This is a genomic window from Kitasatospora sp. NPDC008115, assembly GCF_042957205.1.
Taxonomy (GTDB): Bacteria; Actinomycetota; Actinomycetes; order Streptomycetales; family Streptomycetaceae; genus Kitasatospora.
Genome location: NZ_JBIBHU010000001.1, coordinates 60,876 through 83,766 on the forward strand (window position 1 = coordinate 60,876; position 22,891 = coordinate 83,766).

Consider the following 22,891-nt stretch of genomic DNA (forward strand, 5'->3'; position numbering starts at 1 on the left):
GGATCACGGGTGCGCCGGGTCCGGGGCCGCGCGGCGGGCGTCGTAGCGGGGGTCGATGGTGCCGAACAGCCGGTCCCAGACGGTGGTGTAGAAGCCCAGGTTGACGGCCGGATCGGCGTGGTGGCCGGCATGGAACATCGGCAGCGCCACCCAGCGGAACACCGCGAGCCGCCGGACCCGTGCCGGGAAGGGCTCCACGCCGAGGTGTCCGAGCAGGCCGAAGACCAGGTTGACGCCGATGTAACCGGACAGCGCGAGGACGGACATCCCCGGCCAGAGGCAGAGCACCGTGATCCACGCGCCGCCGAAGCCCAGCACCTCCAGCGGGTGCAGCACGAAGAGGGTGGCCGGGCGCGGGTCCGGGTAGCCGTGGTGCAGTTCGTGCGCCAGCCGGTAGAGCCGGCGGCGGTGGGCCAGCCAGTGCCCGCCGTACATCAGCGCGTCCATCACCAGCGAGAACAGCAGCAGATCGGCCGGCGCGCGCGGTCCCACGTCGGCCGTGAGCCGGATCCAGCCGGCCCGCCAGAGCTGCCAGCCGAGCAGCCCGACGGCGGAGTTGAGCAGCACGGCGACCAGCGTGAGCACCCGTTCCCGGCGGTCCGGCGGCGCGGGCGGCGGGGTCACCCGGCGGTCGCCGAAGCGGCGGACCAGCAGGCCGCCGGCCAGCAGGGCCAGCGCGAACAGCGCGAGGTTCCCGGCCAGCGCGCCCGCCGCCGCCTCCGCCGGGCTCAGCCGCCCGGTCCAGTCGAGCACCGTGTCCACCGCCACGCTCCCCCCGGCCGCCGGCCCACCCCACCGCTCCGACGCCGGCCCGCCGCGGGTGGTTCCCTCCGCCGCTCCGGCCGTCCCGGCCCGTCCCGCCCGTCCCCGCCCGTCCCGCCCTGGCCGCCCTGGCCGTCAGTCGCCGAAGGCCAGCTCCAGGCAGTCCTCCACCGGCCGGTAGCCGATCCGCCGGTAGATCGAGTTGCTGGTCGGATTGGAGAGGTCCGCGTACAACAGCACCTCCGCGGCCCCGGCGGCGAGGGCGGCGGCCGAGGCTGCCGCCGTGACACCGCTGCCGTAGCCGCGGCCACGGGCCTCGCGCGGGGTGTAGACCGGGCCGATGCGGGACATCCCGGCGACGACCGCGCTGGCCCCGGCCACCGCGACCGGCCGACCGGCGTCCTCCCACAGGTGCAGCTGGCCGGCGGCGGTCCGGTCGTCCACCACCATCGCCACATCGGGGACGAGGACGCCCGCCTCGACCGCGAACTCCTCGAACCAGCGGATCAGCAGCGCGCGGTCCGCCGCCCCGGCGAGCCGGGCACGGCCGGCCGGAGGACCCGGCGGTCCGGTCAACTCGCCCAGCCGGTAGAGCCGTTCATTGGCCCTGACGGTCCCGGCAGCCCCGGTGGCCCCGGCCCACGCCTCGCCGAACGCCCGCACCGCCGCCACCCCGCCGGCGATGCCGGCGAACTCCGTGAACCCGGCCCGGGCACCGGCGAGTTCGGCGGCCAGTTCGGCCGCCGCCCGCTCGGGCATCAGTCCCAGCCGCGGCACGAACGGCGGGGTCTGCAGGAACGCCCCCTCGACCGGCCCGTCCGGCTCCCCGCGCCACCAGCCGAAGACCGGCACGCCCGCGCCGTAGTAGTCCGGGCCGCGCGCGGCCAGCCGGTCCATGATCGTGAGCAGCACGGTGTTCTCGGCCGGATGCGCGGCGAGGAAGCCGCCGGCCTGCGCGCGGAAGTCGTCGAGGGAGGTGCCGAGGGTCCAGGACATGGCCCCATCCTCTCCCGCCGTCCAGCGCGCCGGCCAACGGTTTACTCCTGCGCCAACGCCCCCAGTCGCTCGGCGAGTTGCTCCGGATCGGTGGTCGGCGCGTCGCAGCTGAAGTGCCGGCAGACGTAGGCGGCGGGCGCGCCGTCGACCAGCGGCCGGCCGGCCAGCAGCGGGACCTCGTCGCCGCCCGCGCCCGGCTCGCCGAACGCGACCACGGCGCCGGGCGCGGTGCCGAGCAGCGCGGCCCGGTGCAGCGCGGCCGTCCCGGGGTCGCCGGCCTGGCCGATCACCGCGACCTCGCGCGGGCCGTCGGCCAGCGCCTCGGCGGCGGCCAGGCCCCAGCCGACGAACCTCGGCGCGCGCGAGGCGAGCGCCCCGACGATGCCGAGCGCCCGTTCGGCGGCGGTCCGGTGGCGGGCGGAGCCGGTGTACGCGGCGTAGGTGAGCAGGGCGGCCGCGGCGGCGGTCCAGCCGGACGGGGTCGCGTTGTCGGTCGGGTCCTGCGGGCGCCGGATCAGCTCCTCGGCGTCGTCGGCGGTGTCGTACAGCGCGCCGGACGCCTCGTCGGCGAAGTGCTTGAGCACGGTGTCGAGCAGCCCGCCGGCCAACTGGAGCCACTCGGCCTCGCCGGTGACGGCGTACAGGGCGAGGAAGCCCTCGGCGGTGTCGGCGTAGTCCTCCAGCACGCCCGCGTTGGCGCCGGGGCGGCCGTCCCGGGAGGTGCGCAGCAGCCGGCCCTCGGGGGTGAGGTGGACGGCGAGCAGCAGGTCGGCGGCGCTCTCGGCGGCCCGGACCAGGTCGGGGCGCTCCAGCAGGGCGCCGGTCTCGGCGAGGGCGGCGATGGCGAGGCCGTTCCAGGCGGCGACCACCTTGTCGTCCCGGGCGGGCGCGGGGCGGGCCGCGCGGGCCGCCAGCATCCGCTCCCTGATCGCCTCGTACTCGGCGAAGTCCTCGGGGTCGGCGAGGAGTTGCAGGACGGAGGTGCCGTGCTCGAAGGTGCCGTCGGCGGTGACCGAGAACAGCCGGGCGGCGGTGGCCGCGTCGGCGGGGCCGAGCAGGTCGACCAACTGGCCCGGCTCCCAGACGTAGTAGGCGCCCTCGGCGGTGGCGCCGGTCTCCTCGTCCAGGCTGTCGGCGTCCAGCGCGGAGGCGAACGCGCCTTCGGGGGTGCGCAGTTCGCGCAGCAGGAAGTCGGCGGTGGAGAGCGCGACCCGGCGGGCCAGCGGGGAGCCGGTCGTCCGCCACAGGTGCAGGTAGGCGCGCAGCAGCAGCGCGTTGTCGTAGAGCATCTTCTCGAAGTGCGGCACCACCCAGCCGGCGTCCACCGCGTACCGGGCGAAGCCACCGCCGAGCTGGTCGTGGATGCCGCCGCGGGCCATCGCCTCACCGGTGCGCACGGCCATCTCCAGCGCGGCCTCGGAGCCGGTCCTGGCGTGGTGGCGCAGCAGGTACTCGACCACCATGGCGGGCGGGAACTTGGGCGCCCCGCCGAAGCCGCCGTGCCGCTGGTCGAAGTCGCGGCTGAGCGCGACCAGCGCCTGGTGCAGATCGGCCTCGCCGGGCGGCTGGTGGACCCCGCTGCCGACGGCGTAGACGGACGCCCGCTCGGCCAGGTCGGCCCGGATCCGGGCGGCGACCTCGGCGACCTCGTCCCGCCGGTCCCGCCAGGCGGCGTGCACGCCCTCCAGCACCTGCCGGAACGACGGCATGCCGTGCCGGGGCTCCGGCGGGAAGTAGGTGCCGAAGTAGAACGGCTCCTTGCCGGGGGTCAGGAACACCGTCATCGGCCACCCGCCCTGCCCGGTCGCCGCCTGCACCGCCTCCATGTACACGGCGTCGACGTCCGGCCGCTCCTCCCGGTCCACCTTGACCGCGACGAACCGCTCGTTGAGGTACTCCGCCGTCCCGTCGTCCTCGAACGACTCGTGCGCCATCACATGGCACCAGTGGCACGCCGCGTACCCCACGGACAGCAGGACGGGGACGCCGCGGCGGGCCGCCTCCTCGAAGGCCCCGGGCCCCCAGGGCCACCAGTCGACCGGGTTCCCGGCGTGCTGCTGCAGGTACGGCGACGTCGCGTCGGCGAGGCGGTTCGGCATGCCCCCATCCTCGCGCATCCGCGCGGGTGGAGGGGGCATGGCCTCACTCCTTCGGGGACTCCGGCTCCTCGGCGAAGTTCACGCGCTTGAACTGCTTGTTCATCGACTTGGCCAGGAACCAGGTGGCCACGCCGAGGGCGGCGAAGACGAGGAAGCCCAGCAGGCCGGGGGTGACCTTGGCGTCGTCGACGGCGAGTTCGGCGGCGAGGTGGGTGAGGTTCACGGGGGCGCTCATATCTCTATGGTGGCCCGGCTCACGGGGAGCCGGGCCGTCGGGGGGTGCTTCAGTCCCGCGTGTCGGCCGACTCGGCCGTCAGGCTGGGGGTCCGCAGGCCGGCGAACAGGTCGTCCTCCGGCAGGTCCACGTCGACCAGGGTACGAGCAAGCTCGTAGTCCTCGGTGGGCCACACCTCGCGCTGGACCTCCAGCGGGACGCGGAACCACGGGCCGTCCGGGTCGATCTGGGTGGCGTGCGCGATCAGCGCGCGGTCCCGGGTCTCGAACCAGTCGTCGCAGCGGACCCGGGTGGTGATCTCGCGCTCCTGGCGGCCGCTCTTCTCCCAGCCGGCGATCCACTCGCCGTAGGGGGACTCGTGGCCGTTCTCGGAGAGGTACTTGTGCAGGGCGCGGATCCGGCCCATCGGGAAGCCGTGGTTGTAGTACACCTTCAGCGGCTGCCAGGGGTCGCCGGCCTCGGGGTAGGCGTCGGGGTCGCCCGCGGCGTCGAAGGCCAGCATGGTGATCTTGTGGGTCATGATGTGGTCGGGGTGCGGGTAGCCGCCGTTCTCGTCGTAGGTCGTGATGACCTGCGGCTTGAACTCCCGGATGAGGCGGACCAGCGGTTCGGCCGCCTCCTTGACGTCCTGGAGGGCGAAGCAGCCCTCGGGCAGCGGGGGCAGCGGGTCGCCCTCCGGCAGGCCCGAGTCCACGAAGCCCAGCCAGGCCTGCTTGATCCCGAGGATCGCGCGGGCCTCGTCCATCTCCTTGCGCCGGACCTCGTGGATGTTCTCCTCGATCTCCGGCTTGCCCTGCAGCTTCGGGTTGAGGACCGAACCGCGTTCCCCCCCGGTGCAGGTGGCCACCAGCACGTCCACCCCCTGGTCGACGTACATGGCCATGGTCGCCGCGCCCTTGCTGGACTCGTCGTCCGGGTGGGCGTGCACCGCCATCAGTCGCAACTGCTCAGTCAACGCGTGCGTTCCTTCCACAAATGTCCGGGCGTACCGCGCAAGCCGGTCCACCCACCGTCCGAGCCGCTCTTGGGGCCGCGTCACCGCGGGACCGGCCGCCGCGCCGGGCGCCGACACGGCCGGGCCCGCCCCCGCCGGACCGGCCGCGGGCGTGCCCCTCCTATAGTGACGGACTGGAGGAGCACCGCATTCCCCCGCACCACCCGCGCGGCCCCCTCCCCACGAGAGGACTGAGCCCCATGAGCGCTGGCACCCGGCCCCCGCAGCTGCCCGAGGACCGCTACGGGCGGCGCGGCGACCGCGAGAGCGACCGCCGCCTCAAGGTGGTCGGCGCGGTCTGCGGGGTCCTGGCCCTGGGCCTGATCGTCTGGCTGGGCAGCTCCTACCTGATCCGCGAGACGAAGATCAACGGCGCCGTGCCGACCTTCCAGGCGCTCTCCGACACCGAGCTCCAGCTCCACCTGGCGGTGCGCAAGAGCGACGGCACGGCCGGCAGCTGCACCGTCCGCTCGCAGGCCGAGGACGGCGCGGTGGTCGGAGTGGCCGACTTCCCCGTCCCGGCGGAGGGCTCCAGCTACGACGCGGTGGTGAGCCTGCGGACCACCGCCCGCGGCACCACCGCCGAGCTGCTGGGCTGTACTCCCAAGTAACCCCGCCGCAGGCATATCCGCTCGGGAGAACGGGCATCCGTAGAGGAGCCCGTCCCGCCGATCCTGTACACCTTGGCGCAACGCTGTCGTCAATGGCAGGCCAACGACCCTCCCGATTGTCGGCGGGAGTTGTTAGGCTCGTGGTTTCGCCCCTTCCGCACCAGCTGGTACGGGAGCGGGCGTTGCTTTGTAGTTAAGACCGATATCAGCACCACTCAACACGCTGACGACTCACACCCTCAGCACAGCCCCAGCACCTACGAGGAGCACCCGTGACCCAGACCAGCGAGAACGTGACCTGGCTCACTCAGTCCGGCTACGACCAGCTCAAGGCCGAGCTGGATCACCTGACCGGCCCCTGGCGGATCGAGATCGCGCAGAAGATCGAGGCCGCGCGCGAGGAGGGTGACCTCAAGGAGAACGCCGGTTATCACGCCGCCAAGGAGGAGCAGGGCAAGTACGAGCTGCGGATCCGCCAGCTCACCCAGATCCTGGAGCGCGCCAAGGTCGGCGAGGCCCCGGCGGACTCGGGTGTGGTGGCCCCGGGCATGGTCGTCACGGTCGCCTTCGACGGCGACGAGGACGACACCATGAAGTTCCTGCTGGGCTCGCGCGAGGTCGGCGACGACGACCTGGACATCTACTCGCCGCAGTCGCCGCTCGGCCGTGCGATCGACGGCAAGACGATCGGCGACGAGGCGACCTACGAGCTGCCGAACGGCAAGCAGTCCATGGTCAAGATCATCGAGGTCAAGCCCTACTCCGGCTGACCCCTCCCCCGACACGCCGAAGCGGCCGCGCACTCGTCGCGGCCGCTTCGCGCGTTCCGGGCCGGGTCGGTCAGCCGGCCGAGGAGCGGTACTTGCGCACCGCCAGCCAGGAGAAGACCGCGGTGATCACCACCGACCAGAGCACCGAGACCAGCTCGGCGTGCTGCATCGGCCACACGTCGTCCACCGGGCCCACCTGGTTGCCGAACAGGTTGCGGCAGGCCTGCACGGTGGCGCTGAACGGGTTCCAGTAGGCGATCGCCTGCAACCAGCCCGGCATCGAGCTGACCGGCACGAAGGCGTTGGAGATGAAGGTCAGCGGGAAGAGCCAGATCAGCCCGGCCGAGGTGGCCGCCTCCGGACTGCGCACCGAGAGGCCGATCAGCGCGCCGATCCAGGAGAAGGCGTAGCCGAGCAGGAGCAGCAGCCCGAACGCGGCGAGCGCGGACAGCAGTCCCTCGTGGATCCGCCAGCCGACCAGCAGCGCGACCACGGCCAGCACCACCAGGGTGAACGCGGTCTGGCAGAGGTCGGCCAGGGTGCGGCCGACCAGCACGGCCGAGCGGGCCATCGGCAGCGAGCGGAACCGGTCGACCAGGCCCTTGGACATGTCCTCGGCGATGCCCGCCGAGGCGCCGGCCACCGCGAAGGTCACGGTCTGGGCGAAGATGCCCGCCATCAGGAACTGGATGTACGTCGAGGAGCTGGACTGCGTCCCCGGGATGTTGATCGCGCCGCCCATGACGTACGAGAACAGCAGCACGAACATGACCGGCTGCATCAGGCCGAAGATCACGATCTCGGGTATCCGGGTCATCCGGCGCAGGTTGCGCTTGGCGACCACCCAGGAGTCGTGCAGGACGGCGTCCACGCCCCGGCGCTGCTTGGGTACCGCTCCGCCGATGGCGTGCTCGGTGGCCGTGGCCATCTCAGAGCTCCTTCCCGGCCGCGACGGCCTGCTTGCCGGTGCCGGAGCCGTTGCCCCGCCCGCGCTTCCCGCCCCCGGCGGCGGCGTTCTCCGCGTCCTCGGCCTCGGTGTGGTGGCCGGTGAGGGAGAGGAAGACGTCGTCCAGGGTCGGCCGGCGCAGGCCGATGTCGTCGATCTCGATCGAGCGGGAGTCCAGTTCGCGGATCACGTCGGCGAGCACCCGGGCGCCGCCGCTGACCGGGACGGTGATCCGCCGGGTGTTCTTCTCCACCGCCGGCTCGCCGAGCGCGTAGGCGGAGAGCGCCGCGACCGCGTCGCCGACCAGGTCGGGCCGCTGCACCACGACCTCGATCCGCTCGCCGCCGATCTGCGCCTTGAGCCGGTCGGCGGTGCCGCGCGCGATCACCTTGCCGTGGTCGACCACGGCGATGTCGTGGGCGAGGCGGTCGGCCTCCTCCAGGTACTGGGTGGTGAGCAGCAGCGTGGTGCCCTGCTCGACCAGGGTCTCGATGACCTCCCACAGGGCCAGCCGGTTGCGCGGGTCGAGGCCGGTGGTGGGCTCGTCCAGGAACATCACCGGCGGGCGGACGACCAGCGCGGCGGCGAGGTCCAGGCGCCGGCGCATGCCGCCGGAGTAGGTCTTGGCGGTGCGGTCCTTGGCCTCGGTGAGGTTGAACCACTCCAGCAGTTCGAGCGCCCGGGCCTTCGCCTGGCGGACCGGCATCTGGTAGAGCTCGCCGACCATCTGGAGGTTCTCGAAGCCGGTGAGGTACTCGTCGACCGCGGCGTACTGGCCGGAGAGCCCGATCAGGCTGCGGACCCGGTTCGGGTGCTTGAGGACGTCGACGCCGGCCACCGTCGCGCGGCCGGAGTCGGGCTGGAGCAGGGTGGTGAGGACGCGCACGGTGGTGGTCTTGCCGGCACCGTTCGGGCCGAGCAGCCCTAGCACCGTGCCCTCGGGGACGTCGAGGCTGACGCCGTCCAGGGCTCGTACGTCGCCGAATGTCTTGACCAGGTTCTCGGCTTGGATGGCTGGCGCCATGGGCCTGCCTCATCTCCTCGAGGAAAGGACTGGGCTGTGCGATGACGAAATCTGTGGCCTGTCCTACTTTGCCCCCAATGCAGGCGGGCGGGCGAGTCGTTTCCGCGACCACGACGGCAGAACGCGATGTATCGCGAATATGGCAGACGCGATATAACGCGTCAAGAAATTAACCGACCGCCCCCCGGGGGGCCTACCGAGAGACCACGTACCCCGCGCCGCGCAGCTCCCCGAGCACCGCCGCGCAGTGCTCCGGCCCCTTGGTCTCCAGGTGCAGGTCCACCTCCACCTCGGTCAGCCCCAGCTGCGGGTCGACCCGCACGTGCGCCACGTCCAGCACGTTGGCGTCCACCCTGGTCAGCACCCCGAGCAGGCCCGCCAGCGCGCCCGGCCGGTCCGCCAGCCGCACCCGCAGCGAGAGGTACCGCCCGGCCGCCGCCAGCCCGTGCCGCAGCACCCGCTGCATCAGCTGCGGGTCGATGTTGCCGCCGGACAGCACCGCCACCACCGGGCCCTCGAAGGAGTCCGGCCGCTCCAGCAGCGCCGCGACCGGAGCCGCCCCGGCCGGCTCCACCACCAGCTTCAGCCGCTCCAGCCCCAGCAGCAGCGCCCGGGACAGCGAGTCCTCGGAGACCGTCCGGACGCCGTCCGCCAGGGTGTTGACGATCTCGAACGGGATGTCCCCCGGCCGGCCGACCATGATCCCGTCCGCCATCGTGGCGAACCGTTCCAGCGAGACCGGGCGCCCCGCCGCCAGCGAGGGCGGGTACGCGGCCGCGGCCGCCGCCTGCACCCCGATCACCCGCACGTCCGGCCGCAGCGGCTTGACCGCCGCCGCGATCCCGGCCAGCAGGCCGCCGCCGCCCACGCCGACCAGGACGGTCCGCACCTCGGGGCACTGCTCCAGGATCTCCAGCCCGACGGTGGCCTGCCCGATCACGACGTCCCGGTGGTCGAACGGGTGGATGAACACCGCGCCGCCCGCCTCCGCGTACCGCTGGGCCGCCTGCAGCGTCTCGTCGACGGTCGTCCCGTGCAGCCGCACCTCGGCGCCGTACTCCCGGGTGGCCGCGATCTTCGGCAGCGGCGCGGAGACCGGCATGAAGACGGTCGAGCGCACCCCGAGCAGCGAGGCGGCCAGCGCCACGCCCTGGGCGTGGTTCCCGGCGCTCGCCGCGACCACCCCGCTCGCCCGCTGCACCGGGGAGAGGCCGGCGATCCGCACGTACGCCCCGCGCAGCTTGAACGAACCGGTGCGCTGGAGGTTCTCGCACTTCAGGTGGACCGGCGCGCCGACCAGCGCGGAGAGGTGGCGGCTGCCCTCCATCGGCGTCACCCGGGCGACCCCGGCGAGCATCTTCTGAGCGCCGCGGACATCGTCGAGGGTGATCGGCCAGCTGTGCATGACAGCAGCCTAGAGCGCGATGACACGTGATCCGGGGACGTCGGCCCTGTTCCCGGGCCCGCCCGGCCCGCGTACGCTGCTGCTCCTGAGCTTCCTCACCGCACGACGATCGTGAGCCGCGATGACGACGACCTCGCCCCTGGCCACCGACCTCACCGACCCCGTGCACACCCAACTGCAGTACCAGCTGGCCGTGTTCGCCCGCCGCATGGAGCAGGTCCGCGGCACCGACGGGGTGGCCGCCCTGGTCCGGGCCGCCTACCTGCTGCTCGAACGGCTGGAGCGGCTGGGCCCCGCCAACGTCAAGGCCCTGGCCGACGCGCTGGGTGTCGAATCCTCCACCGTCACCCGGCAGGTCGCCCCGCTGGTCGCGGCCGGCCTGGTCGGCCGGGTGCAGGACCCGGCCGACCGGCGCGCCGTCCGGCTCGCGCTGACCCCGCTCGGCGCCGGCCGGCTGGCCGAAGTCCGCGCCGGGAGAACCGAGTTGACCCGCCGACTGGTGGCCGGCTGGCCGCCCGAGGAGCAACGCGCGTTCTGCGCCCTGCTGGCCCGCTTCAACCACTCCGTGGAGGAGTACGCCGCGGGCCGGCAGGGCGCCGGCGGCGGCGCGTAGCGCGCGCCGCCGGCGCGCGGACTCAGCCCAGCGCCTGCCGGAGGTCGGCCAGCAGGTCGTCGATCGACTCGATGCCGACGGAGACGCGCACCAGGTCGGCGGGCACCTCCAGCGCCGAACCGGCCACCGAGGCGTGGGTCATCCGGCCCGGGTGCTCGATCAGCGACTCCACGCCGCCCAGCGACTCACCGAGGGTGAACAGCTGCGCCCGGTTGCAGACCTCGACCGCCGCCTCCTCGCCGCCGTTCACCCGGAACGACACCATGCCGCCGAAGGCCTTCATCTGCTTGGCGGCGATGTCGTGCCCGGGGTGCCCGGGCAGGCCCGGGTACAGCACCTGGCTGACCTTGGGGTGGCCGGCCAGCAGCTCGGCGACCTTCTCCGCGTTCGAGCTGTGCCGGTCCATCCGCACGCCGAGGGTCTTGATGCCGCGCAGCACCAGCCAGGCGTCGAACGGGCCGGAGACCGCGCCCATCGCGTTCTGGTGGTAGGCGACCTCCTCGCCGAGGCCCGCCTCGGCGATCACCAGGGCGCCGCCGACCACGTCGGAGTGGCCGCCCATGTACTTGGTGGTCGAGTGCACGACCACGTCGGCGCCGAGCGCGATCGGCTGCTGGAGGTAGGGGCTGGCGAAGGTGTTGTCGACCACCAGCAGCGCGCCCGCGCCGTGCGCGATGTCGGCCAGCGCGGCCAGGTCGGTGATGCCCAGCAGCGGGTTGGACGGGGTCTCCACCCACACCGCGCGGGTGTTGGGCCGCAGCGCCTCGCGGACGGTCGCGAGGTCCTGGGTGTTGGCCACGGAGAACTCGACGCCCCAGCGGGTCAGCACCTTGGCGAACAGCCGGAAGGTGCCGCCGTAGGCGTCGTTGGGGATCACGATGTGGTCGCCCGGCTTGAGGATCGTGCGCAGCAGGGTGTCCTCGGCGGCGAGACCGGAGGCGAAGGCGAGGCCGCGGGCGCCGCCCTCCAACGCGGCGAGGCACTCCTCCAGCGCGGTGCGGGTCGGGTTGGCGCTGCGGCTGTACTCGTAACCGCCCCGCAGGCCGCCCACCCCGTCCTGCTTGTAGGTGGACACCTGGTAGATCGGCGTGACGACGGCCCCGGTCTGGGGGTCTGCTTCCTGACCCGCGTGGATGGCGAGGGTCTCGAAGCCCTGGGGAAGCTGGTGCTCGGTCATGCTCCGAGCGTAGTCGGCGAACCGCCGGCCGCCGCCCGGAAGCCGCCGGCCGGTCCGCGGGGCGCCGCCGGACCCTCGGAATCCCCGGGTGCCCGGCCGCGTTGGAACGTCCGCAACCCTCCCCGATCCGTTGGAGCAGGCCGTGCTGTTCAACCGCCACAAGACCTCGCTCGTCCCCGCCGACCAGGCGCTGCCCGGCCGGGAGACCCCGGCGTTCACGCTGCGTGAGCCGCACACCGTGCTCGGTCATCCGCTCACCGGCCCGTACCCCGACGGTCTTGAGGTCGCGGACTTCGGGCTGGGCTGCTTCTGGGGCGCCGAGCGGACGTTCTGGCGGCTGCCCGGCGTCTGGACGACGCTGGTCGGCTACCAGGGCGGCCACACCCCGAACCCGACGTACGAGGAGGTGTGCAGCGGCCTGACCGGGCACACCGAGGCGGTGCGGGTGGTGTACGACCCCGCGGTGGTCTCCTACGAGCGGCTGCTGAAGACCTTCTGGGAGGCGCACGACCCGACCCAGGGCAACCGCCAAGGCAACGACGTGGGCACCCAGTACCGCTCGGCGCTCTACACCCACTCCCCCGACCAGGCCGCCGCCGCGACCGCCACCCGGGACGCCTTCCAGCCCGCCCTGACCGCGCTCGGCCTCGGCCCGGTCACCACCGAGATCGCCCCGGCCGGCCCGTTCTACCCCGCCGAGCCCTACCACCAGCAGTACCTCTCGGACGCCAAGAACCCGAACGGCTACTGCGGCCTCGGCGGCACCGGCGCCAGCTGCCCGATCGGCGTGGCCCGGACGGACGCCTGAGGTCCGGTTCCCGACCCGGGTGTCGGGGGCGCAGACTGGAAGGACCGGTAGGGCGGCCGCGTCACCGTCCCTGGTGACGGGGCCGCCCCCTGTCCCGAGGAGCACCTCATGGCCGGTCTCATCCGCAGGAACTTCGACACCGATCCCGAGGAGGTCCGCCCGTTCGAGGCGGACAAGGGCGAGTTGCGCCTGGTGAACCTGGACGGCGGGGCCGTCGGACGGGCGGTGTTCCAGCCCGGCTGGCAGTGGTCCAAGCACATCAAGCCGATCGCCGGGACGGACAGCTGCCGGTCGGCCCACGTCGGCTACGTCGTCTCCGGACGGATGAAGATCGTCATGGACGACGGCGAGGAGAACGAGTTCGGCCCCGGCGACTTCATGGTCTGCCCGCCCGGCCACGACGCCTGGGTGGTCGGCGACGAGCCGGTGGTCGCCCTGGACTGGCAGGGCTTCGGCGAGTACGCCAAGCGTTCCTGAACCCCCCGGCGGTGGTCAGCCCCGCCGGACCTCGTGCATGAAGCACCCGAACTCCACCGCGCGGACGTGCAGCACGGCCACCTGCGGGTCGGCGAGCAGCCGTGCCGCGACCGCCTCGGCGGTCTGCGGCTCGACCAGCTCGCCACCCAGGATGTGCCCGCGCCGGTCGTAGGCGCGCACCACCCGCCGGCCGCTGTGGAAGCCCTCCGGCCAGCCCGGTCCGGCCGGACCGGCGCACGGGCCGTCGTGCACGAAGACCGGGCCGAGTTCCTCGTACGGCCCGGGCTCGGCCCCGGTCTCGGCGGCCCAGCGGCGCAGCGGTGCGTAGCTCACCAGGGCGATCCGCTCCCCGGCCCGCGCCCTGGTCAGGCAGCAGCGCAGCGGGGCGCCGCCGGTCGCGTCGACCGAGCGCACGGGCGCGCGTCCGGCGTCGTCGCGCACCAGCAGGGCGCCGTGCACGGCGGGGTCGATCGGACGGACGGTCAGGACGGACGGGGTGGTGGAGGTTGTCGTCATGCCTCCACCCTCCCGCCGCGGCCGCCGGGAGTCCGGCGGGATTCGGCCGTCGCGTTCGGTGGCCCGCCCGCGGGTCGGCGGGCGCCGGTCGGGCGCGTGGTCGGTGGGCGGCTCCCGGTTGCGCAGCCGCCGCCACCGGTCGCGGTGCCGGTGACGACGATCCGCCGCACGTGGGCGGTCGGGTCGTCCGCGTTCGCGGTGATCCGGTGATCCCGGGCCGGTGCAGGTGGGCGCGCTCCGGCGCGGACTGCACGATGTCCCGGGCCCGGTACGGATCACCGGCCGGCGGTTCCCGGGCGGAATCGCGCGGGCGGTCCCGGGGAGCGTCAGATCGCGCTGCCGGCCTTCCAGTCGGCCCAGCCCATGTTCCAGCCGTTGAGGCCGTTGGACGGCGCCACGGTCTTGTCGCCGGAGTTCACGACCTCGACCACGTCGCCGATCATGGAGCTCTTGTAGAACTTGTAGCCGTCCGCGCTCGCGTCCTGGCCGCCCTTGACGTCGCGCAGGCCGACGCAGCCGTGGCTGGTGTTCTGGCTGCCGAAGATCGAGGCCGGCGACCAGTAGTTGCCGTGGATGAAGGTGCCGGAGGTACTGAGCCGCATCGCGTGCGGGACGTCCGGGATGTCGTACTCGCTGCCGAGGCCGACGGTCTGCGAGTTCATCCGGGTCTGCTGGTACTGCTCGGTGATCACCATCCTGCCGCCCCAGGTGCGGTACTCGGGCGAGCCGCCGGAGATCGCGTAGACGGCGCTGACCTGGCCGTCCGTGGTGACGGTGAGCTTCTTGGCGGCGAGGTCGGCGACGCTGGTCTGCGCGCGGCCGATGGTGAAGCGGACGTCCTTGGACTGGGTGCCGTAGACGCCCTTGGCCCCCTGGACGTCCTTCAGCCGGAGCTTGACGGTCACCTTGGTGCCCTTGGCCCAGTACTCCCGCGGCCGGAAGTCGAGGCGGGTGCTGGAGAACCAGTGCCCGACGATCTCGACGCCCGGCTCGGCTATCACGGTGATCGCCTGCTGGACGGCCTTGCGGTCGGTGACCGGCTTGCTGAAGTTGATCGAGACCGGCATGCCGACGCCGACGACCGAGCCGTCCTCGGGGGTGAAGTAGCCGACGAAGGTGTTGGCCGGGGTCGCCGTGGTGAAGACGGCGTTGGCGTCGGCCTCCAGCCTCTCCTTGTCGAAGGCGACCGCGGACACCGTGTACTTGGTGCCGCTGGCCGGGGCGGCGGCGGAGGTCCAGACGGTGCCGTCCGCGGACAGCTCGCCGGCCAGCGCCTTGCCGGTGGAGTCGGTGACCTTGACCGTGGTGAGGGCGCCGCCGGCGACGGCGACCCGGACCGGCTCGCTGAAGCTGGCCGCGGTGGCGCCGTCGGCCGGGGTGACGGTGATCACGGCGGCGGAGGTCTTCGGGGTCGGGGTGCTGGTGGCGCTGGGCGTGGGCTGCGCGCCGCCGGTGGCCGTACCGTCGGTGGCCGTACCGCCGGAGCCGCCGGAGCCGCCGGTGCCACCGGAGCCGTTGCCGCCCGAGCCGCCGCCGGTGGTGCCGGCGCCGTTGTCGGTGCTCTTGCTGTCGTTGCAGGCCGCCAGCAGCAGGACCGGGGCGCCGATCAGACCCGCCAGTACGCCACGTCGGCTCCAGCTGCTCCCGGCCGCTCGGCCCTGACCTTCCCGTGCCGTCACGTCGCCCACTCCCTGCTGATCATCCGGGCATTACGGATACAGAAACGCAATCCGTGCGTTCACGGTTCCATCACCAACGGCTTGCGATCGTACGAGAATCCGAAACTCGGCGCCAAATATGGACAAATGCCCGGTCCGTGGACAGCGGACCGGGCATTCACAGGCCGTGACGGGCACGCCCTACTCGGCGGACTCCTCCACCGAGTACTCGTCCCACTCGTCACCCTCCGGGTCGAAGTCGGTCTTCGCCGACTCCCAGGTCGCCGAGGCGAGCTCGACCCCGGGGACGTCGCCGAGCAGCGCCACCGGGTCGATGAAGTGCGCGAGCGAGCCCGACGGGTCCACCTCGATGGCGTCCACGGACTGCGCGCGCTCCTCGTCGTCGAGGTACTCGTCCTCGGCCACCTGCTGGAGGGCCGCCGCCTTCAGGGCGCCCTCGTCGGTGATCTCGGCGATGAGCTCGATGCTGAGCCGGACGTAGCGCGGGCTGTCCTGGTCGGTCGTGTCAGTGCTGGTCATGGCAGTGAGACTACGGGAAGACGGCCATGCCGGACGCACGAAGCCGCCCCGGGCCGAAGGGGCGGGCGGGAGAGTGACAGCCGGGGCCGGCCCGCCCGGAGGCGGGGCCGGCCCCGGCGTCTCCGCCGGGCTCCCCCACCCGGGAGCCGCGGAGACGCGCCAAGCGGCGCGGTTCGCCCGGGGAGCCGCCACACCCTGGCGGCCGGCCGGAGCCGGGCAGGGGCGGGACGACGGCGTCTCCACGGGCGGGGACACCACCGGCCGGTTCAGGACCGGCCGTCGGGTCCGAGACGGGCCGTGCCCGCCGGGGAGCCGCTCCCGTCGGTCACCGCCGTCTCGCTCGGCGTCTTGCCGTGAGCACAACGATGGCGCAGCCGTGTTAAGCCCGTGCTGCACGGAGATGACGCCGGTGTACCAGTTCGCGCGGAAACAGCACCTCCGCCCCGTAGGTCCTCAGCCACCGGGTCGGGGTCGGCGGCTGACCGGGGGCGGGTCCGGCGGTTCCCGGCCTCAGTGCCCGGCGCGGCTGCCGGTCAGGAAGCCCAGCAGGTCCTGGCGGGTGACGATGCCCTGCGGCTTGCCCTCCACCAGCACCACCGCGGCGTCGGCCTTCTCCAGCACCGCCATCAGGTTGGTGACGGTCTCGCCCGAGCCGACCACCGGCAGCGGCTTGGACATCACCTTGTCCAGGGTGTCGGTCAGCTGGATGTCGCCCGCGAAGACGCCCTCCAGCAGCAGCTTCTCCACCACCGAGCCGATCACCTCGCCGGCCATGATGTCCGGGTGGCCGGCGCCCGGCGAGACCACCGGCATCTGCGAGACGCCGTACTCGCGCAGCACCCGGACGGCCTCGGCGACCGTCTCGTTGGGGTGCATGTGGACGAACTGCGGGATGCCCTCGTGCTCGATGGCGTCCTTGCGGGCCAGCACCTCGCCGATGTGCGCCTCGTCGGTGGCGGACGGCAGGAAGCCGTAGTCGGCCATCCAGTCGTCGTTGAAGATCTTCGACAGGTAGCCGCGGCCGCCGTCCGGCAGCAGCACCACGACGACGTCGTCCGGGCCGAGCCCGCGGGCCACCTCCAGCGCGGCGACGACCGCCATGCCGCAGGAGCCGCCGACCAGCAGGCCCTCCTCCTTGGCCAGGCGGCGGGTCATCTGGAAGGAGTCCTTGTCGGAGACGGCGACGATCCCGTCCGCGACGGTGCGGTCGTAGGCGGTCGGCCAGAAGTCCTCGCCGACGCCCTCGACCAGGTACGGCCGGCCGGTGCCGCCCGAGTAGACCGAGCCCTCCGGGTCGGCGCCGATCACCTTGACCTTGCCGCCGGAGACCTCCTTCAGGTAGTTGCCGGTGCCGGAGATGGTGCCGCCGGTGCCGACGCCCGCCACGAAGTGGGTGATCCGGCCCTCGGTCTGCTCCCACAGCTCCGGACCGGTGGAGTGGTAGTGCGAGGCCGGGTTGTCCGGGTTGGAGTACTGGTCCGGCTTCCAGGCGTTCGGGGTCTCACGGACCAGGCGGTCGGAGACGTTGTAGTACGAGTCCGGGTGCTCGGGGGCGACGGCGGTCGGACAGACGACCACCTCGGCGCCGTAGGCCCGCAGCGTGTTGATCTTGTCGGTGGAGACCTTGTCGGGGCAGACGAAGATGCACTTGTAGCCCTTCTGCTGGGCCACGATCGCCAGGCCGACGCCGGTGTTGCCGGAGGTCGGCTCGACGATGGTGCCGCCCGGCTTGAGGGCGCCGGAGGCCTCGGCGGCCTCGATCATGCGCATCGCGATGCGGTCCTTCACCGAGCCACCGGGGTTGAAGTACTCGACCTTGGCGAGCACGGTCGCGCTGATCCCCTCGGTGACCTTGTTCAGCTTGACCAGCGGGGTGTCGCCGACCAGGTCGATGATCGAGTTGTGGTACCGCACGGGGGGTCCTCCCGGTCTGTGGGGCATGCAGTGGCGCTTTCGGTACTGCAAAGCCTAGGCCGTACCACGAGCCCCGGAGGGCCCTCGCGCCCCACGAACGGACCACCCCCGTCGTAGGCCGGGGCGATCGCGGGTACTAGGGGTGTACACGCATCGGGAGCGGCCCTTCACGGGGTGGCACGAGGACGCGAAGGGGGCACCGGATGTCGACGGCACAGGAGTCACGGGCCCGGGTGGCCCGCCGGATCGCCACCGCGGCGGCGTACGGCGGCGGCGGGCTCGGGGTGCTGGGCGTGGGCCTGGTGGGCCTGCTGCTGACCGAGAGCAAACTCGCGATCCAGGCCATCGGCATCCTGGAGAGCGCCCCGCCGAAGGCCGACGGCGTCTACGGCGAGGCCTTCGCCGACACCGCGGCCGCCCCGCAGCCGCCGCTGGTGCTGGCCTTCCTCGGCGACTCCACCGCGGCCGGCCTGGGCGTGCTGCGGGCCCGCGAGACGCCGGGCGCGCTGCTCGCCGCCGGACTCGCCTCGGTCGCCGAGCGCCCGGTCCGGCTGGTCAACGTGGCGTTCTCCGGCGGCCGCTCCGCCGACCTCGCGGGCCAGCTGGACCAGGCCCTGGCGCACCGCCCCGACGTCGCCGTGATCATGGTCGGCGCCAATGACGTGACCCGGCACAGCCCGGCCCAGCTCGCCGTGCGCCAGCTCGGCGAGACGGTCGCCGCACTGCGCGCCGTCGGCTGCCAGGTGGTGGTCGGCACCTGCCCCGACCTCGGCACGATCAAGCCGGTCCGCCCGCCGCTGCGCTGGGTGGCCCGCCGGCTGAGCCGTCAGCTGGCCGCCGCGCAGACCATCGCGGTGGTGGAGGCGGGCGGCCGGACGGTCTCGCTCGGCTCGCTGCTCGGGCCGGAGTTCGCGGCCCGGCCGGAGATGTTCGCCGCCGACCGCTACCACCCCTCGGCCCAGGGCTACGCGACGGCCGCGATGGCCGTACTGCCCTCGGTCTGCGCCGTACTGGGCCTCTGGCCGCAGGAGGAGCGGCCGGACGGGCCGGTCCCGGGCGAGGCGGTGCTGCCGGTGGCGGTGGCCGCGGCGGCCGCGGCCGGACGCTCCGGCTCCGAGGTGGCGGCGGTCGGCGGCGAGCCCGGCGCGGCCGGGCGCTGGGCCCTGCTGCGCCACCGGCTGAGGGTCGGCCTGCCGGGCTCCGGAGCCTCCGCGGAGCCCCCCGCGGAAGGCCGCCCGACCGGCGGGAACACGTCGGCCAGCTCACACACCGGGGCGGATGACGACTGACCTACCAGACGGTAACTTTCCTCCCGGACGCCTGTCCGCCGCCACTCAGCGAGGAGCCCGCCATGCCCGAAGCCGTCATCGTCAGCGCCACCCGTTCGCCGATCGGCCGGGCCTTCAAGGGATCGCTGAAGGACGTCCGCCCGGACGACCTGACCGCGCACGTCATCCGGGCCGCGCTGGCCAAGGTGCCGCAGCTCGACCCGCGCGAGATCGACGACCTGATGCTCGGCTGCGGCCTGCCCGGCGGCGAGCAGGGCCACAACCTGGCCCGCATCGTGGCCGTGCAGATGGGCATGGACTACCTGCCCGGCGCCACCATCACCCGCTACTGCTCCTCCTCGCTGCAGACCACGCGGATGGCGCTGCACGCGATCAAGGCCGGCGAGGGCGACGTCTTCGTCTCGGCCGGCGTGGAGACCGTCTCGCGCAGCGTCAACGGCACCTCGGACGGCCTGCCGGGCACCATGAACCCGCTGTTCGACGAGGCCCGCGCGCGCACCGCCGAGCGCGCCGAACGCGGTGGCGGCGAGTGGCACGACCCGCGCGAGGACGGGCTGCTGCCGGACGCCTACATCGCGATGGGCCAGACCGCCGAGAACCTGGCCGCACTCAAGGGCATCACCCGCGCCGAGCAGGACGAGTTCGGCGTGCGCTCGCAGAACCTCGCCGAGGCCGCCATCGAGGCCGGCTTCTGGGAGCGCGAGATCACCCCGGTCACGCTGCCGGACGGCACCGTGGTCGGCACGGACGACGGTCCGCGCGCGGGCGTCACGCTGGAGGGCGTCTCCGGCCTGAAGCCGGTGTTCCGCCCGGACGGCACGGTGACCGCCGGTAACTGCTGCCCGCTGAACGACGGCGCCGCCGCGCTGGTCGTCATGTCCGACACCAAGGCCCGCGAGCTTGGCATCACCCCGCTCGCCCGGGTGGTCTCCACCGGTGTCAGCGCACTCTCCCCCGAGATCATGGGCTACGGCCCGGTCGAGGCCTCGAAGCAGGCGCTCAAGCGGGCCGGCCTGGGCATCGGCGACATCGACCTGGTCGAGATCAACGAGGCCTTCGCCGCCCAGGTGATCCCGTCCTACCGCGACCTCGGCGTCGACCTGGACCGGCTGAACGTCAACGGCGGCGCGATCGCGGTCGGCCACCCCTTCGGCATGACCGGCGCCCGGATCACCACCACCCTGATCAACTCCCTGCAGTGGCACGACAAGCAGTTCGGCCTGGAGACCATGTGCGTCGGCGGCGGCCAGGGCATGGCGATGGTCATCGAGCGGCTGAGCTGACCCACGCCTCCAGGTCAACCCCGAAGGGTCCAGACCACCCGTTTGGAGTGACGCAGCGTAATTGAGGGCCGGATCACACCGAGAGGTCGATCCGGCCCTCTTTTCTTTCATTTCCGGACCGGAAATCAACGGTGCGGAGCGGATCAACTCCGCAGCGTAGAGCGGGACTACCTAACAATTTGGGGACAAGAGCGAAAGTCGCTGACAAAGTGGACATTCGCCACTGCGGTAACAGGCCGGGATGCGGCACTGTGGAGGCGTAACCCCGTTCCACTCCTCGCTAGGAGTACGTTCCGTGAGCGCCGTCTACACCATCCTGCTGCTGATCCTGATCGCCGTGTCGACCGCCGTGCTGCTCCACCTCCGGGGAATCTCCCGCCGGCTGGACGCGCGGGCCGCCGCCGCCCCGGCCGTCGACGAGGCGGCGATACGCCGGGCCGTCGCCGAGGCGCTGGCCGCCGACCGCGAGCGGGAGATCACCGAGGCCCGGGCGTTCTGGGCCGAGCAGGAGGCCCGCGCGGCCGAGGACGCGCCACTGTTCGACTCCCCCTTCGCCGGGGTCTTCAACACCACCGACGAGTGGCCGCTCTTCTTCCCCCGCCCGACCGGTCCGAGCGAGGCGGCCGACAACGCGGGAACCATGGACCCGGAGTTCGGCGAGGCGCTGCGCTCCGCGCTGGAGGACCTGATCAACGAGGGCGGCGTCCACCCGGCCGAGCCCGGTACCGAGGGCGGCGCGCCGCTGCGCCCCGGCCACCCGACCGGCGCCCCGGTCGCCGAGCCCACCGGTGACGCCCGGGCCCGCCGCGAGGCCGACCTGCTGGCCACCGGCCTGGAGGCCGGACTGCTGGACGCCGAGTCGGCCGTCGAGGAGGCCCCGGTCGCCGCGCCCGACCCGCGCCGCCACCCCTCGCACCCCGACTTCGTCCCCAGCCAGACGCCGTCCCGGGAGTGGACCGACACCCGGCTGACCGCCCTCGCCGAGGAGGGCGTCGCCCTGATCGACGTCCGCCCGGGCCCGCTCGGCACCCTGGACGTCTACGCCTTCGCCGACGGCACCACGCTCTGCGTGGCCCCGGGCGACCGCGAGGCCGCGTACCGGCTGATCGACGCCGTCCGGGCCGGCGAGAACGTCCGGCTGCTCGGCGGCTCCCGGTTCTCCGGCTCCTACTCGCTGACCTTCTCCACCGACGAGGACACCGTGTACGTGCTCGCCGACCGGGTGGTGGCCAGCATCTGACCCGACCGGGCAGACAGGCCCCGGGGCCGACCGGATCAAGGGGTTACCGATCCGGCCGGCCCCTCGCCTTTCCCGTACCGGGTGCCGGGTGTCGAACACCCGGGGGGATCAGACGGCCGCCGTGGTCTCCGCGAGCCACCGCAGGGCGTGCGCCCGCAGCACGTCCGCCGTCGCCGGTCCGTCCGGCAGCGCCACCGAGGCGCCCCCCGGAAGTGCGGCCAGCGCCGCCGCCAGGTCGTGCCCGACCACCGCGAGCTGGTCGCCGACGGCGAACGCCCCGGCGTCGGGCAGCTCGTGCGCCGTCCCGCCGCCGACCCCGCCGTCCGGACGCGCCGCCTCGGCCGCCTGCGCCGCGGCCGCCAGCCGGCGGGCCAGCGCCAGCCCGGCCGCCGCCCGCGAGGGGTGCCCGGGAACGGCGCCCAGCAGCCGGCTCTGCGGCATCGCGCGGAACCGGTCCGCCAGCGCGTCGACGGCGGTCACCAGGGTGTTCTCATCGGACGTCTCGGACATGCCGCGAGCATACGGGGCCCGGACGCGGAAAGCCGCCGGGCCCCGGAGCGGTCGGCTCCGGGGCCCGGCGGCAGTGGTGGTGCGACGGAGGATCAGTCGTCGCCGCGCAGGATCGCGATCAGCCGCAGCATCTCGACGTAGATCCAGACCAGCGACAGGGTGAGCCCGAAGGCGGCCCGCCAGGCCTCCTTCTGCGGGGCCCCGTGCGCGATGGCCTCCTCGACGGCGGCGAAGTCCAGCGAGAGGAAGAAGGCACCGAGACCGATGCCGACCAGGCCGACCACGACGCCCAGCGGACCGGAGCGCAGCCCCATGTCGGCGCCGAACATCGACGCGACCAGGTTGATCAGCATCAGCAGCACGAAGCCCATGGCGATCGCGATGCCGATCCGGGTGTAGCGCGGGGTGACCCTGATCCGGCCGGTCTTGTAGGCGATCAGCATCGCCGCGAAGACCGCCGCGGTCCCCAGCACCGCCTGGATCGCGATGCCCTCCCAGATGGTGTTGAACACCTTGGTGATGGCACCGAGCGCGAAGCCCTGCAGACCCGCGTAGAGCAGGATCAGCGGCGGGCTGACGCTCCGCTTGAAGGAGATCACCATGCCGATGACGAAGGCGATCAGCGAGGCGCCGCCGGCCAGGCCGAAGTTCCGCTCGGGCAGTGCGAACCAGGCCAGACCGCCGGCCGCGACCAGGGTCAGCAGCGTCATCGCGGTGCGCGCGACCACGTCGTCGAGCGTCATCCGCCCCGTCGCCAGCGGACCGGCGGACGGCGCGTTGTACATCTCGGCGAGCTGCTCGTCGGTCAGCGGCGCCTGGCCCTGCGGCTGCTGGGCGTAGGGGCTGTTGGCGTACGGGTTGTTTCCGTACGGATTGTTGCCGTAGGGGTTGTTGGCGTACTGGCCCCCGGCCGGCGGGGTCTGGGTGGTCCCGAAACCCGCGTAGCCGGACTCGCGGGTGAAGGACCCCTCCCGCGAGAAGACCGGGTTGCTGCTTCTCATTGCTCATTCCCTCCGTGGCGGCA

Annotated in this window: 23 protein-coding genes; 8 read left to right on the forward strand and 15 right to left on the reverse strand. The window is 73.2% G+C overall.

The genetic code is table 11. The features are described from left to right. Positions 1 to 3 precede the first annotated feature (3 nt). The 5 genes from ACFZBX_RS00245 to mca all read right to left on the reverse strand — a co-directional run bounded on the left by ACFZBX_RS00245 (position 4) and on the right by mca (position 5,047). Entirely contained in the window at positions 4 to 762 is a 759-nt protein-coding gene (locus tag ACFZBX_RS00245; RefSeq protein ID WP_391530409.1) for a sterol desaturase family protein, read from the reverse strand. A 135-nt stretch (positions 763 to 897) separates the two neighbouring features. Then, complete coding sequence (locus ACFZBX_RS00250) at positions 898 to 1,758, reverse strand: GNAT family N-acetyltransferase (RefSeq protein WP_391530411.1); 861 nt, start codon at positions 1,756 to 1,758, stop codon at positions 898 to 900. Between the two features lie 41 nt (positions 1,759 to 1,799). Then, complete coding sequence (locus ACFZBX_RS00255) at positions 1,800 to 3,857, reverse strand: thioredoxin domain-containing protein (protein WP_391530412.1); 2,058 nt, start codon at positions 3,855 to 3,857, stop codon at positions 1,800 to 1,802. A gap of 43 nt (positions 3,858 to 3,900) precedes the next feature. Next, complete coding sequence (locus ACFZBX_RS00260) at positions 3,901 to 4,092, reverse strand: hypothetical protein (protein WP_380760000.1); 192 nt, start codon at positions 4,090 to 4,092, stop codon at positions 3,901 to 3,903. 49 nt (positions 4,093 to 4,141) lie between these two features. Then, positions 4,142 to 5,047 (reverse strand): mycothiol conjugate amidase Mca, encoded by a 906-nt coding sequence (gene mca, locus ACFZBX_RS00265; RefSeq protein WP_391530413.1) that lies wholly within the window; start codon positions 5,045 to 5,047, stop codon positions 4,142 to 4,144. A 239-nt stretch (positions 5,048 to 5,286) separates the two neighbouring features. Between mca and ACFZBX_RS00270 the strand changes: the two genes are divergently transcribed. Both ACFZBX_RS00270 and greA read left to right on the forward strand, forming a co-directional pair. Beyond that, complete coding sequence (locus ACFZBX_RS00270; RefSeq protein WP_391530415.1) at positions 5,287 to 5,697, forward strand: DUF4307 domain-containing protein; 411 nt, start codon at positions 5,287 to 5,289, stop codon at positions 5,695 to 5,697. Positions 5,698 to 5,969: 272 nt separating this feature from the next. Then, on the forward strand, positions 5,970 to 6,467 hold the full coding sequence (greA, locus tag ACFZBX_RS00275; RefSeq protein WP_391530417.1) for a transcription elongation factor GreA: 498 nt from the start codon (positions 5,970 to 5,972) through the stop codon (positions 6,465 to 6,467). Positions 6,468 to 6,537: 70 nt separating this feature from the next. On the opposite strand, the gene ACFZBX_RS00280 is transcribed toward greA, so the two are convergent. From ACFZBX_RS00280 to ilvA, 3 genes are all read right to left on the reverse strand, one after another. Next, positions 6,538 to 7,395: an ABC transporter permease gene (locus ACFZBX_RS00280; protein ID WP_391530418.1), complete on the reverse strand. Its 858-nt coding sequence runs from the start codon at positions 7,393 to 7,395 to the stop codon at positions 6,538 to 6,540. A 1-nt stretch (position 7,396) separates the two neighbouring features. Next, on the reverse strand, positions 7,397 to 8,437 hold the full coding sequence (locus ACFZBX_RS00285) for an ATP-binding cassette domain-containing protein (RefSeq protein WP_391530420.1): 1,041 nt from the start codon (positions 8,435 to 8,437) through the stop codon (positions 7,397 to 7,399). A 193-nt stretch (positions 8,438 to 8,630) separates the two neighbouring features. Continuing rightward, a complete protein-coding gene (ilvA, locus tag ACFZBX_RS00290) occupies positions 8,631 to 9,842 on the reverse strand; it encodes a threonine ammonia-lyase (RefSeq protein ID WP_391530422.1) in 1,212 nt (403 codons plus the stop codon). Positions 9,843 to 9,963: 121 nt separating this feature from the next. On the opposite strand from ilvA, the gene ACFZBX_RS00295 reads away from it, so the two are divergent. After that, on the forward strand, positions 9,964 to 10,455 hold the full coding sequence (locus ACFZBX_RS00295; protein ID WP_391530423.1) for a MarR family winged helix-turn-helix transcriptional regulator: 492 nt from the start codon (positions 9,964 to 9,966) through the stop codon (positions 10,453 to 10,455). 22 nt (positions 10,456 to 10,477) lie between these two features. Here ACFZBX_RS00295 and ACFZBX_RS00300 read toward each other — a convergent pair whose 3' ends face one another. Continuing rightward, positions 10,478 to 11,632, reverse strand: a complete 1,155-nt coding sequence (locus ACFZBX_RS00300; RefSeq protein ID WP_391530425.1) for a cystathionine gamma-synthase — start codon at positions 11,630 to 11,632, stop codon at positions 10,478 to 10,480. 142 nt (positions 11,633 to 11,774) lie between these two features. On the opposite strand from ACFZBX_RS00300, the gene msrA reads away from it, so the two are divergent. After that, positions 11,775 to 12,440: a peptide-methionine (S)-S-oxide reductase MsrA gene (gene msrA / locus ACFZBX_RS00305; RefSeq protein WP_391530426.1), complete on the forward strand. Its 666-nt coding sequence runs from the start codon at positions 11,775 to 11,777 to the stop codon at positions 12,438 to 12,440. Between the two features lie 108 nt (positions 12,441 to 12,548). Then, the gene (locus tag ACFZBX_RS00310; RefSeq protein ID WP_391530427.1) at positions 12,549 to 12,917 is read left to right on the forward strand and encodes a cupin domain-containing protein; all 369 of its coding nucleotides are present in this window, start codon (positions 12,549 to 12,551) and stop codon (positions 12,915 to 12,917) included. Positions 12,918 to 12,932: 15 nt separating this feature from the next. Here ACFZBX_RS00310 and ACFZBX_RS00315 read toward each other — a convergent pair whose 3' ends face one another. The 4 genes from ACFZBX_RS00315 to ACFZBX_RS00330 all read right to left on the reverse strand — a co-directional run bounded on the left by ACFZBX_RS00315 (position 12,933) and on the right by ACFZBX_RS00330 (position 17,545). Beyond that, positions 12,933 to 13,433, reverse strand: a complete 501-nt coding sequence (locus tag ACFZBX_RS00315; RefSeq protein WP_391530428.1) for a DUF1203 domain-containing protein — start codon at positions 13,431 to 13,433, stop codon at positions 12,933 to 12,935. Positions 13,434 to 13,759: 326 nt separating this feature from the next. After that, positions 13,760 to 15,112 (reverse strand): Ig-like domain-containing protein, encoded by a 1,353-nt coding sequence (locus ACFZBX_RS00320; RefSeq protein WP_391530429.1) that lies wholly within the window; start codon positions 15,110 to 15,112, stop codon positions 13,760 to 13,762. Positions 15,113 to 15,292: 180 nt separating this feature from the next. Then, positions 15,293 to 15,631 carry a hypothetical protein gene (locus ACFZBX_RS00325; protein ID WP_380760029.1) on the reverse strand — a complete coding sequence of 113 codons (339 nt, stop codon included), beginning with the start codon at positions 15,629 to 15,631 and terminating at the stop codon, positions 15,293 to 15,295. Positions 15,632 to 16,141: 510 nt separating this feature from the next. Next, complete coding sequence (locus ACFZBX_RS00330; protein WP_391530431.1) at positions 16,142 to 17,545, reverse strand: cystathionine beta-synthase; 1,404 nt, start codon at positions 17,543 to 17,545, stop codon at positions 16,142 to 16,144. 203 nt (positions 17,546 to 17,748) lie between these two features. Here ACFZBX_RS00330 and ACFZBX_RS00335 point away from each other — a divergent pair, with 203 nt between their 5' ends. The 3 genes from ACFZBX_RS00335 to ACFZBX_RS00345 all read left to right on the forward strand — a co-directional run bounded on the left by ACFZBX_RS00335 (position 17,749) and on the right by ACFZBX_RS00345 (position 21,357). After that, positions 17,749 to 18,834 (forward strand): SGNH/GDSL hydrolase family protein, encoded by a 1,086-nt coding sequence (locus ACFZBX_RS00335; protein ID WP_391530432.1) that lies wholly within the window; start codon positions 17,749 to 17,751, stop codon positions 18,832 to 18,834. Between the two features lie 62 nt (positions 18,835 to 18,896). Next, entirely contained in the window at positions 18,897 to 20,117 is a 1,221-nt protein-coding gene (locus ACFZBX_RS00340; protein WP_391530433.1) for an acetyl-CoA C-acetyltransferase, read from the forward strand. 295 nt (positions 20,118 to 20,412) lie between these two features. After that, the gene (locus tag ACFZBX_RS00345) at positions 20,413 to 21,357 is read left to right on the forward strand and encodes a hypothetical protein (RefSeq protein ID WP_391530435.1); all 945 of its coding nucleotides are present in this window, start codon (positions 20,413 to 20,415) and stop codon (positions 21,355 to 21,357) included. A 108-nt stretch (positions 21,358 to 21,465) separates the two neighbouring features. Here ACFZBX_RS00345 and ACFZBX_RS00350 read toward each other — a convergent pair whose 3' ends face one another. Beyond that, positions 21,466 to 21,867: a hypothetical protein gene (locus tag ACFZBX_RS00350; protein WP_391530436.1), complete on the reverse strand. Its 402-nt coding sequence runs from the start codon at positions 21,865 to 21,867 to the stop codon at positions 21,466 to 21,468. 92 nt (positions 21,868 to 21,959) lie between these two features. Then, entirely contained in the window at positions 21,960 to 22,868 is a 909-nt protein-coding gene (locus ACFZBX_RS00355) for a Bax inhibitor-1/YccA family protein (RefSeq protein WP_391530438.1), read from the reverse strand. Between the last annotated feature and the right edge of the window lie 23 nt (positions 22,869 to 22,891).

Excerpts from the sequence above, each read along its gene's own strand:
- ACFZBX_RS00335 (WP_391530432.1), top strand. The coding sequence starts at position 17,749 with ATGTCGACGGCACAGGAGTCACGGGCCCGGGTGGCCCGCCGGATCGCC.
- ACFZBX_RS00280 (WP_391530418.1), bottom strand. The coding sequence starts at position 7,395 with ATGGCCACGGCCACCGAGCACGCCATCGGCGGAGCGGTACCCAAGCAG.
- ACFZBX_RS00300 (WP_391530425.1), bottom strand. The coding sequence starts at position 11,632 with ATGACCGAGCACCAGCTTCCCCAGGGCTTCGAGACCCTCGCCATCCAC.
- ACFZBX_RS00325 (WP_380760029.1), bottom strand. The coding sequence starts at position 15,631 with ATGACCAGCACTGACACGACCGACCAGGACAGCCCGCGCTACGTCCGG.
- ACFZBX_RS00355 (WP_391530438.1), bottom strand. The coding sequence starts at position 22,868 with ATGAGAAGCAGCAACCCGGTCTTCTCGCGGGAGGGGTCCTTCACCCGC.
- ACFZBX_RS00350 (WP_391530436.1), bottom strand. The coding sequence starts at position 21,867 with ATGTCCGAGACGTCCGATGAGAACACCCTGGTGACCGCCGTCGACGCG.
- ilvA (WP_391530422.1), bottom strand. The coding sequence starts at position 9,842 with ATGCACAGCTGGCCGATCACCCTCGACGATGTCCGCGGCGCTCAGAAG.
- ACFZBX_RS00260 (WP_380760000.1), bottom strand. The coding sequence starts at position 4,092 with ATGAGCGCCCCCGTGAACCTCACCCACCTCGCCGCCGAACTCGCCGTC.
- ACFZBX_RS00340 (WP_391530433.1), top strand. The coding sequence starts at position 18,897 with ATGCCCGAAGCCGTCATCGTCAGCGCCACCCGTTCGCCGATCGGCCGG.
- ACFZBX_RS00285 (WP_391530420.1), bottom strand. The coding sequence starts at position 8,437 with ATGGCGCCAGCCATCCAAGCCGAGAACCTGGTCAAGACATTCGGCGAC.
- ACFZBX_RS00310 (WP_391530427.1), top strand. The coding sequence starts at position 12,549 with ATGGCCGGTCTCATCCGCAGGAACTTCGACACCGATCCCGAGGAGGTC.
- ACFZBX_RS00295 (WP_391530423.1), top strand. The coding sequence starts at position 9,964 with ATGACGACGACCTCGCCCCTGGCCACCGACCTCACCGACCCCGTGCAC.
- ACFZBX_RS00250 (WP_391530411.1), bottom strand. The coding sequence starts at position 1,758 with ATGTCCTGGACCCTCGGCACCTCCCTCGACGACTTCCGCGCGCAGGCC.
- ACFZBX_RS00270 (WP_391530415.1), top strand. The coding sequence starts at position 5,287 with ATGAGCGCTGGCACCCGGCCCCCGCAGCTGCCCGAGGACCGCTACGGG.
- ACFZBX_RS00315 (WP_391530428.1), bottom strand. The coding sequence starts at position 13,433 with ATGACGACAACCTCCACCACCCCGTCCGTCCTGACCGTCCGTCCGATC.
- ACFZBX_RS00255 (WP_391530412.1), bottom strand. The coding sequence starts at position 3,857 with ATGCCGAACCGCCTCGCCGACGCGACGTCGCCGTACCTGCAGCAGCAC.